Genomic DNA, 8095 nt, shown 5'->3' with positions numbered 1-8095 from the left:
GAGGGAGGTGACGGGCATGGATGCCCGTCAAGCGCTGGGGCCCAGGATGGGCCCTGCAGCGCGGTCCTCCCGGGAGCAAGGCCGGAGTGAGGGAACCCGGAGCGAAGCGCAGGGCCGGATGAACGGAGCGCAACGGCTTTGGTTACTTTGGCCGCGGACGGCGAGTTAAGACCAAAGTAACCCGCCGTAAGGGCGGAAAGGTGAATAAGCGTCAACATCACAAATGAATGCGCATACAACTTCCAAAACCAACCAACCCAACTAAAACCAACTCAGACAGGCAAAACCGGCTCAGACAACCCCAACCGCCGAGCAACATACAAATCAATCAGATACCGAGCAATCGACCGCCCCGCCGGCAAAGGCGGCAATTCATGCACATTGAACCACCGCGCATCCTCGATCTCATCCGCCTGCATGACAATCTCCCCCCCAGCGTACTCGGCATGAAACCCCAGCATCATCGAATGCGGAAACGGCCAGCACTGGCTACCAACGTACTGGATGTTCCTGACCTCCACCGCCACCTCTTCACGCACCTCGCGCACCAGGCAGTCCTCGGCCGACTCCCCAGGCTCCGCGAATCCCGCCAGGGTGCTATAGACCCCGGTGACAAAGCGCGGCGAACGGGCCAAAAGCACCTCGTCGCCACGAGTAATCAACACAATCATGCTCGGTGAAATCCGCGGATAGCTGCGCAAGTCGCACGGCTGGCAGTACATCGCCCGCTCCCAGCGAATCTGCGTCATGGCCTGCCCGCAACTGCCGCAGAAACGGTGCTCGCGAGCCCAGGTACCGATTTGCGCGGCGTACCCGAGTACCTTGTAGGTGTCGAAGTCGCCCTCAAGCATGAACCGGCGCAGCCCCTGCCAGTGACACCCCGGCACCTCACCGGCACCACGCAGCTCCAGCAGGAACACCGGCTGGCCATCAAAATGGCCGATACCATGCTCGCACAGCACATCAAGGTCCTGGCGCTTGAGCCAGTCGCGGGGAAACAGCGCGCCGTTGGCGTCCACCAGGAACCCCTCCGGGCTGCGGGCGACGGCCAGCCCCCCGGTGATCTGCGGGTCGAGTACTGCGGTTGTCCAGCGTGCTGACATGGTTCGGGTCCCTTGATGGCGCCCGCCACTGTCCAGTCAGTCGGCGAACGTCGGTTGCTGTTTGCTCATGTGCGCGGCCATGGCCACGCGCAGGTCCTCGGACTGCAGCATGGCCGCGTTCCAGGTGGCGATGTACTCCAGGCCATCGTCGATGCGATGGTCGCGCATGTAGCTGATCATCTCCTTGGTGCCGGCCACGGCGATCGGCGATTTTGCGGCAATCTCGCGGGCGATGGCAAAGACCCCGTCGAGCAGCGCCGCCTGGTCATCATAGACGCGGTTGACCAGGCCGATGCGCAGCGCCTCCTGGGCATCGACCCGGCGGCCGGTGTAGGCCAGCTCGCGCATGATGCCGTCGCCGATGATACGCGGCAAACGTTGCAGGGTGCCGACATCGGCGGCCATGCCCATGTCGATCTCCTTGATCGAGAACTGCGCGTCAGCGGCGCAGTAGCGCATGTCGCAGGCCGAGACCATATCGATGGCGCCGCCGATGCAGTAGCCCTGGATCGCCGCCAGCACCGGCTTGCGGCAGTTGTCCACGGCGTTGAACGAGCCTTGCAGGCGCAGGATGGTGCGGCGCATCACCCGGGCGTTGCGGCCGACGTCCTTGCCCAGTTGCTGCGCCAGGGTGGCCAGCATCGTCAGGTCGATGCCGGAGGAGAAGTGCTTGCCGGCGCCACTGATGACCACCACGCGCACCGCGTCGGTGTCGTCGATCCACTGGAAGATCTCGACCAGCTCTTCCCAGAAGGCGGCGTTCATCGCGTTGATCTTGTCCGGGCGATTGATCTGCACGTGGGCGATGTTGTCGGTCAGTTCGACCTTGAACGCGGTGTATTCGGTCACGAGCGGCACTCCTGTGGGAAAAGGATTCACAACGCCGGATCTTAGCGCACCCGCAAGGCTGCACATGTGCCAAAAGCCGGACTGGATGACTTGCACCCCGAGGCGCGATGCGGCACCTTGCGCCACTGCTGAATCAAAAGGATACAAATTCATGTCCCGTTCCCTGACCGGCGCCCTCGCCCACGGCTTCCTGGGCCAGTCGCCGCGTTGGTACAAGGCCGTCATCTGCCTGTTCCTGGTCCTCAACCCGTTGCTGCTGGCGACCCTTGGCCCGGTGGTCACCGGCTGGGTGCTGGTGATCCAGTTCATCTTCACCTTGGGGATGGCGCTCAAGTGCTACCCGCTGATGCCCGGCGGCCTGCTGCTGGTCGAGGCGCTGCTGCTGCGCATGACCACGCCCGAGGCCCTGTACGAAGAGCTGCAGCACAACTTCCCGGTGATCCTGCTGCTGATGTTCATGGTCGCCGGCATTCACTTCATGAAGGAGCTGCTGCTGTATCTATTCTCGCGGATCCTGCTGGGGGTGCGCTCCAAGGCGATACTTAGCCTGCTGTTCTGCGTGCTCTCGGCGTTTCTCTCGGCGTTCCTCGACGCCCTGACCGTGACCGCGGTGATCATCAGCGCTGCGGTGGGCTTCTATGCCGTCTACCACCGGGTCGCCTCGGGCACCAACCCACGGGAGGAGTCGGCGCTGGACAGCGATCACCAGGTCGAACAACTGCACCGTGACGACCTCGACCAATTCCGCGCCTTCCTGCGCAGCCTGCTGATGCACGGTGCGGTGGGCACGGCGCTGGGCGGCGTGTGCACCCTGGTGGGCGAGCCGCAAAACCTGCTGATCGGCCATGAAATGGGTTGGCACTTCGCCGACTTCTTCCTCAAGGTCGCGCCAGTGTCGATGCCGGTGCTGGCGGCGGGTCTGGTGACTTGCGTGCTGCTGGAGAAGCTGCGCTTGTTCGGCTACGGCACGCTGATGCCCGAACGCGTGCGCCAGGTGCTGGCCGCCTACGCCGCCGAGGACGACGCCGCGCGTACCCCGGCCCAGCGCGTCGCCCTGGTGGTGCAAGGCCTGGCCGCATTGATCCTGATCGTCTGCCTGGGCCTGCACATTGCCGAGGTCGGCCTGATCGGCCTGATGGTCATCGTGCTGATCACCGCCTTCACCGGCATCACCGACGAACACCGCCTGGGCCGCGCGTTCCAGGACGCCATGCCGTTTACCGCGCTGCTGGTGGTGTTCTTCGCCGTGGTCGCGGTGATCCACCAGCAGCAGCTGTTCAGCCCGCTGATCGCCTGGGTGCTGGCCCTGCCCAGCGAGCAGCAGCCAGGCATGCTGTACCTGGCCAACGGCCTGCTGTCGGCGATCAGCGACAACGTGTTCGTCGCCACCATCTACATCACCGAGGTCAAGCAGGCGTTCGTCAATGGCGCGATGAGCCGCGAGCACTTCGAGACCCTGGCGGTGGCGATCAACACCGGCACCAACCTGCCCAGCGTGGCCACGCCCAATGGCCAGGCGGCGTTCCTGTTCCTGCTGACCTCGGCGATCGCGCCGCTGGTGCGACTGTCCTATGGACGCATGGTGTGGATGGCCTTGCCCTACACCGTGGTCATGGGTGGCCTGGGCTGGTGGGCGGTGACCTACTGGCTGTAGTAGCCGCTCCTATGGAACTGAACATAACTCATTGATTTAGCAGGACCCTGTGGGAGCGGCTTTAGCCGCGAAGAATCCAACACCGTGCCTGGCACCGGCTGCGCCGGTGTTCGCGGGTGAACCCGCTCCCACAGGGCGCGCGGGCTACCCGCGAACTCAGTTCCCTGCGCGACAGCGCAGCCCCAAAGGGCTGGGCGATCTCCTACAGACGAACGCATATCCCGCCCCTGCTTTCTCTCCTCCCGTGCACCTACCCGTCGAACCCTGACTATCGTTCAGCACTGCTGTCGATTCTCGCCAACCCCGTTCGACTATCCAGCACACCCACCCGAGGAGACTCATCCCATGCGCAAGCTCATCGTCGCCGCCTTCATCACCCTCGATGGCGTCATGCAGGCCCCTGGCGGTCCGCAGGAGGACACCAGCGGCGGCTTCACCCATGGCGGCTGGATCCCGCCATTGGCGGACGAGGCCTTCGGCCAGGCCATGCAGACCTTGTTCAGCCAACCGTTCGAACTGCTGCTGGGGCGGCGCACCTATGACATCTTCGCCGGGTTCTGGCCAGAAGTCGTGCCCGATGCGCCGGATCGTCCATTGGCCGACCTGTTCAATGGCGTGGCCAAGCATGTCGCCACCCACCGCCCCGAATCCATCGACTGGCAAAACAGCCACCCCTTGGGCGCCGATGTGACGGGGGCAGTACGCACGCTCAAGCAACAGACCGGCCCGGCGCTGCTGACCCAGGGCAGCGGTGAACTGGTACGCCAGCTGCTGGCGGCCGGGCTGGTGGACGAGCTGCGCCTGTTGATCCATCCCTTGCTGCTGGGACGCGGCAAGCGCCTGTTCGGTGACGATGCACAGGCCGCAGCCTTCAAGCTGGTGGAATCGAGCAGCACGCCCAATGGGGTACTGCTGGCGCATTACGTGCGTAGCGGCGAGGTGCAGACGGGTTCGTTCTGAACCCGGTCAGTCGAGCAGGCGGGCGAAGCCATGATGCCGTAGCCGAGCAGGGCCGGGGCATCGCCCGCAGGATGGTCGAACACCTCGAAGGCATCGCCCGGGCCGAAGGCCTGGAAACGGTCCATCTGGATGCCACCCTCAACGCCGCCGCGTTCTATCGCCGCTGCGGCTACGTCGGCGACGCGCTATCGACCTACCAATCGCCCTTTGGCCTCGAACTGTCCTGCGTCCCCATGCGCAAGGCCATGGCCCGGGTATAAGATCAGAGCCCCCTGCCCCGGAGACCCGTCCCATGCTGCCCACCGCTTCCTCCCAGCACAGTGCCCGCCGCGTTCGCTTGCAGGCCCTGCGCGGGCGGGTCGGCCTGGGGCTGGTGGCCGGGCTGTCGGTGCTGGCCGGCATGACCGATGCCATCGGCCTGCTGGCGCTGGGGGACTTCGTCTCGTTCATGAGCGGCAACACCACGCGCCTGGCGGTTGCCATCAGCCAGGCTGACCTGGCGCTGATCCTGCGCCTGGCCCTGGCGATCCTCGGTTTCGTGCTGGGCAACACCCTGGGTGTCCTGCTGGCCCGGCGCCTGAACCGGCGCGCCGCACCCTTGCTGCTGATCGTCGCCACCCTGCTGGCATTCGCCGCAGTCTGGCCGGCGTCGATCACCTTCCCCGCACTGATCGCGGCCACCCTGGCCATGGGCATGCTCAATGCCGTGGTCGAGCAGGTGAACGGCCTGCCGATCGGCCTGACCTACGTCACTGGCGCGCTGTCACGCTTCGGCCGTGGCCTTGGGCGCTGGCTGCTGGGTGAGCGGCGCGATGGCTGGCGGGTGCAACTGGTGCCCTGGAGCGGCATGCTGCTGGGCGCCGCGCTCGGCGCCTGGCTGCAGCAGCGGCTCGGCTTGCAGGCGCTGGCGGCCAGTTGCGGCCTGGCCTGTCTGCTGGCGCTGGTGACGGTGTTCATTCCGCGGGCCTGGCAACTGGGCTACATGCCGCGTTGAGGACCACCCCTTTCAAAGTTTTCGCGTTTCGGGGGATATGACCGCTCGAATTCAAGATTGCCGGGGTCGCTTTGCGACCCTTTCCGGCCGGTCCGACGCCTCGGCAAGGCCAAGCCGGACGCCAATTCTCACACCTTGAAAGGGCTGGCGATGAGGAAGAACCAAACAGCGCAGGCCCATACCTGCAGGATATGCGTATGCTTCGATAATCACTATCGAGCGCAGCAATTTCCAAAGCGTCAACGTGGCCCATAACCTGAGCTCATCGATTCGACACCCTCGAATCCCAGGCTCACGGAACCGCCCCGATGAACACCACCGCCCGCCTCCTCCTCGCTGCACTGGCCATCGCCGTGCTGAGCGGCTGTGCCAGTCATCCCGAGCTGCGCCCCTATACCGCCGAGGAAACCCGCCAGCTGCAACTCGAAGCATTGCAGCGTCAGGGCCTGAGTCTGGAGGAATACGAGCAGCGCAAACTGGCTGTGTCGCGCGCCGGCCACCCACAGGTGGTGACCGACGCCGCCACGGCCAGGACCGCGATCAGCGGCTGAGCTCGACCTCCGCCAGGAACGCCAGCAGGTGCTCGTTGAACGACACCGGCGCTTCCTCCATCACGAAATGCCCGCAACCCGGCAGGATCACGCCGCGCACCGAGTCGGCGTGCCCCTGCATCGTCAGCAGTGGCGCATCGGCCGTGGCGTGCTCGGCACCGATCGCCAGCACCGGCATGGGCAGCGGACGCTTGGCCCGCTCGCGGTTCTGCCGGATGGTCTCGGGGATCGCCCGGTAATAGGCGAAGCCCGCCCGCATTCCGCCCGGCGAGGCGTAGGCGCGGATATAGACATCCGCCGCCACCGCGTGGCGGCGTACCGCCCAGCGATCGAACATGAAGTTGAGGTAACCCTCCTCACGCCCGGCGATCAGGAACTCCGGCAGGTCGCGCACCTGGTTGAACAGGAAATGCCAGAGGAAGATGTTCTCCTGCGGCGCCACGAAGATCGGCGGCGCCTCGGCCAGCCCGGGAATCACCGCCTCGGCCACCGTCAATGAACGGACCGCCTGCGGCAGGTCGCTGGCCATGGCATAGGCGACCCACATCCCCACGTCGTGGCCGACCAGGTGGTAGCGCTCATGCCCCAGTCGGGTCATGGCGGCGTGCAGCACGCGGGCGACGTTGCCGGTGTCGTAGCCCTGCTCGGGACGGTCCGAATCCCCCAGGCCCGGCGGATCGATGGCGATGGCGCGAAAGCCGCGCGCGGCCAGAATCGGCAGCACATGGCGCCAGGCGTACCAGGTCTGCGGCCAGCCCGGTACCAATAGCACCGGCTCGCCCGCACCGGCCACGACGCAGTGCAGACGCTGGCCCTGTACCTGCACATAGACATGCTCGAAGGCATCGCCCAAGGACTCGACGGAGAGGCTCATACCCGTACCTCCTTGTCGATGCCGAGCATGCGCTGGATCTGCCGGGCGTCGATCGGCGCGCCGGCGAAGTCATCGAACACCTGGTCGGTGACCTGGATGATATGGCGGTTGATGAACTCGACGCCTTCACGGGCGCCGTCCTCCTGGTTCTTCAGGCAGCATTCCCACTCCAGGGTTGCCCAGCCGGCGAAGTCGTATTGCGCCAGCTTGGAGAAAATCGCCTTGAAATCCACCTGGCCATCGCCCAGCGAGCGGAAGCGCCCGGCACGTTCGGTCCAGTCGCTGTAACCACCGTACACACCCTGCCGGCCGCTCGGATTGAACTCGGCATCCTTGACGTGAAACATGCGGATCAACGGGTGGTAAAGGTCCAGGTAGGCCAGGTAGTCGAGCTGCTGCAGGACGAAATGGCTGGGGTCGAAGAGGATGCGGCAACGCGTGTGCTCCCCCACCAGGGCATGGAAGCGCTCGAAGCTGGTGCCGTCGTGCAGGTCCTCGGCCGGGTGGATCTCGAAGCACAGGTTGACGCCCTGCTCGTCACAGCAGTCGAGGATCGGCCGCCAGCGCCGCGCCAGTTCCTCGAAGGCGGCCTCGACCAGGCCCTGGGGACGCTGCGGGAACGGGAACAGGTAGGGCCAGGCCAGCGCGCCGGAGAACGTGCCCATATCATCCAGCCCCAGGTTGCGGCTGGCCCGCGCCGCCAGCTTCATCTGTTCGATCGCCCAGGCGGTGCGCTGCGCCGGGTGTCCGGCCAGCGCGGCCGGGGCAAAGGCATCGCACATCGGATCGTAGGCCGGATGCACGGCGACCAGCTGGCCGATCATGTGGGTGGTCAGCTCGCTGACCTGCAAGCCGCGCTCGGCCAGTCGCCCCTTGATCTCATCGCAGTAGCCCGTGCTCTGCGCGGCCAGTTCCAGGTCGAACAGCCGGGCATCCCAGGCCGGTACCTGCAGCCCCTTGAAGCCAAGCCCCGCCGCCCAATCGGCAATACTGTCCAGGCTGTCGAACGGCGGTTTTTCGCTGCTGAACTGCGCGAGGTGCAGGCTGGGTCCCTTGAGTGTTCTCATAATGCGATCTCATTATTTGTCGATCGACAAACAATAGAATCGA

9 protein-coding genes are annotated in these 8095 nt (G+C 65.3%); 5 read left to right on the top strand and 4 right to left on the bottom strand.

Translation table 11 applies throughout. The annotated features are described in order from the left end of the window. Positions 1-272: 272 nt before the first annotated feature. Both nudC and NMG10_RS20955 read right to left on the bottom strand, forming a co-directional pair. Positions 273-1103, bottom strand: coding sequence for an NAD(+) diphosphatase (nudC, locus tag NMG10_RS20960; protein ID WP_232857450.1), 831 nt, complete (start codon positions 1101-1103; stop codon positions 273-275). Between the two features lie 36 nt (positions 1104-1139). Further along, complete coding sequence (locus NMG10_RS20955; RefSeq protein ID WP_028692407.1) at positions 1140-1952, bottom strand: crotonase/enoyl-CoA hydratase family protein; 813 nt, start codon at positions 1950-1952, stop codon at positions 1140-1142. A 151-nt stretch (positions 1953-2103) separates the two neighbouring features. Here NMG10_RS20955 and nhaB point away from each other — a divergent pair, with 151 nt between their 5' ends. The 5 genes from nhaB (at position 2104) to NMG10_RS20930 (ending at position 6111) form a co-directional block, all read left to right on the top strand. After that, a complete protein-coding gene (nhaB, locus tag NMG10_RS20950) occupies positions 2104-3606 on the top strand; it encodes a sodium/proton antiporter NhaB (protein ID WP_198743543.1) in 1503 nt (500 codons plus the stop codon). 345 nt (positions 3607-3951) lie between these two features. Next, entirely contained in the window at positions 3952-4566 is a 615-nt protein-coding gene (locus NMG10_RS20945; protein WP_232857451.1) for a dihydrofolate reductase family protein, read from the top strand. Continuing rightward, complete coding sequence (locus NMG10_RS20940; protein WP_269806839.1) at positions 4563-4826, top strand: GNAT family N-acetyltransferase; 264 nt, start codon at positions 4563-4565, stop codon at positions 4824-4826. Before NMG10_RS20945 ends, NMG10_RS20940 begins: the two co-directional genes overlap by 4 nt. Positions 4827-4858: 32 nt before the next feature. After that, the gene (locus tag NMG10_RS20935) at positions 4859-5560 is read left to right on the top strand and encodes a YoaK family protein (RefSeq protein WP_232857456.1); all 702 of its coding nucleotides are present in this window, start codon (positions 4859-4861) and stop codon (positions 5558-5560) included. 308 nt (positions 5561-5868) lie between these two features. Next, complete coding sequence (locus NMG10_RS20930; protein WP_203652189.1) at positions 5869-6111, top strand: hypothetical protein; 243 nt, start codon at positions 5869-5871, stop codon at positions 6109-6111. Here NMG10_RS20930 and NMG10_RS20925 read toward each other — a convergent pair. After that, complete coding sequence (locus tag NMG10_RS20925) at positions 6101-6985, bottom strand: alpha/beta fold hydrolase (RefSeq protein ID WP_203652186.1); 885 nt, start codon at positions 6983-6985, stop codon at positions 6101-6103. The two genes, NMG10_RS20930 and NMG10_RS20925, sit on opposite strands and share 11 nt — an antisense overlap. Continuing rightward, on the bottom strand, positions 6982-8052 hold the full coding sequence (locus tag NMG10_RS20920; RefSeq protein ID WP_254465070.1) for a sugar phosphate isomerase/epimerase: 1071 nt from the start codon (positions 8050-8052) through the stop codon (positions 6982-6984). The genes NMG10_RS20925 and NMG10_RS20920 overlap by 4 nt, the downstream gene beginning before the upstream one ends. Positions 8053-8095: the final 43 nt, after the last annotated feature.

This window comes from Pseudomonas sp. DVZ6 (assembly GCF_024259445.1).
Taxonomy (GTDB): Bacteria; Pseudomonadota; Gammaproteobacteria; order Pseudomonadales; family Pseudomonadaceae; genus Aquipseudomonas; species Aquipseudomonas peradeniyensis.
This window is presented reverse-complemented; position numbering and strand designations above follow the sequence as displayed.

Excerpts from the sequence above, each read along its gene's own strand:
- nudC (WP_232857450.1), bottom strand. The coding sequence starts at position 1,103 with ATGTCAGCACGCTGGACAACCGCAGTACTCGACCCGCAGATCACCGGG.
- NMG10_RS20925 (WP_203652186.1), bottom strand. The coding sequence starts at position 6,985 with ATGAGCCTCTCCGTCGAGTCCTTGGGCGATGCCTTCGAGCATGTCTAT.
- NMG10_RS20935 (WP_232857456.1), top strand. The coding sequence starts at position 4,859 with ATGCTGCCCACCGCTTCCTCCCAGCACAGTGCCCGCCGCGTTCGCTTG.
- NMG10_RS20945 (WP_232857451.1), top strand. The coding sequence starts at position 3,952 with ATGCGCAAGCTCATCGTCGCCGCCTTCATCACCCTCGATGGCGTCATG.
- NMG10_RS20920 (WP_254465070.1), bottom strand. The coding sequence starts at position 8,052 with ATGAGAACACTCAAGGGACCCAGCCTGCACCTCGCGCAGTTCAGCAGC.
- nhaB (WP_198743543.1), top strand. The coding sequence starts at position 2,104 with ATGTCCCGTTCCCTGACCGGCGCCCTCGCCCACGGCTTCCTGGGCCAG.
- NMG10_RS20930 (WP_203652189.1), top strand. The coding sequence starts at position 5,869 with ATGAACACCACCGCCCGCCTCCTCCTCGCTGCACTGGCCATCGCCGTG.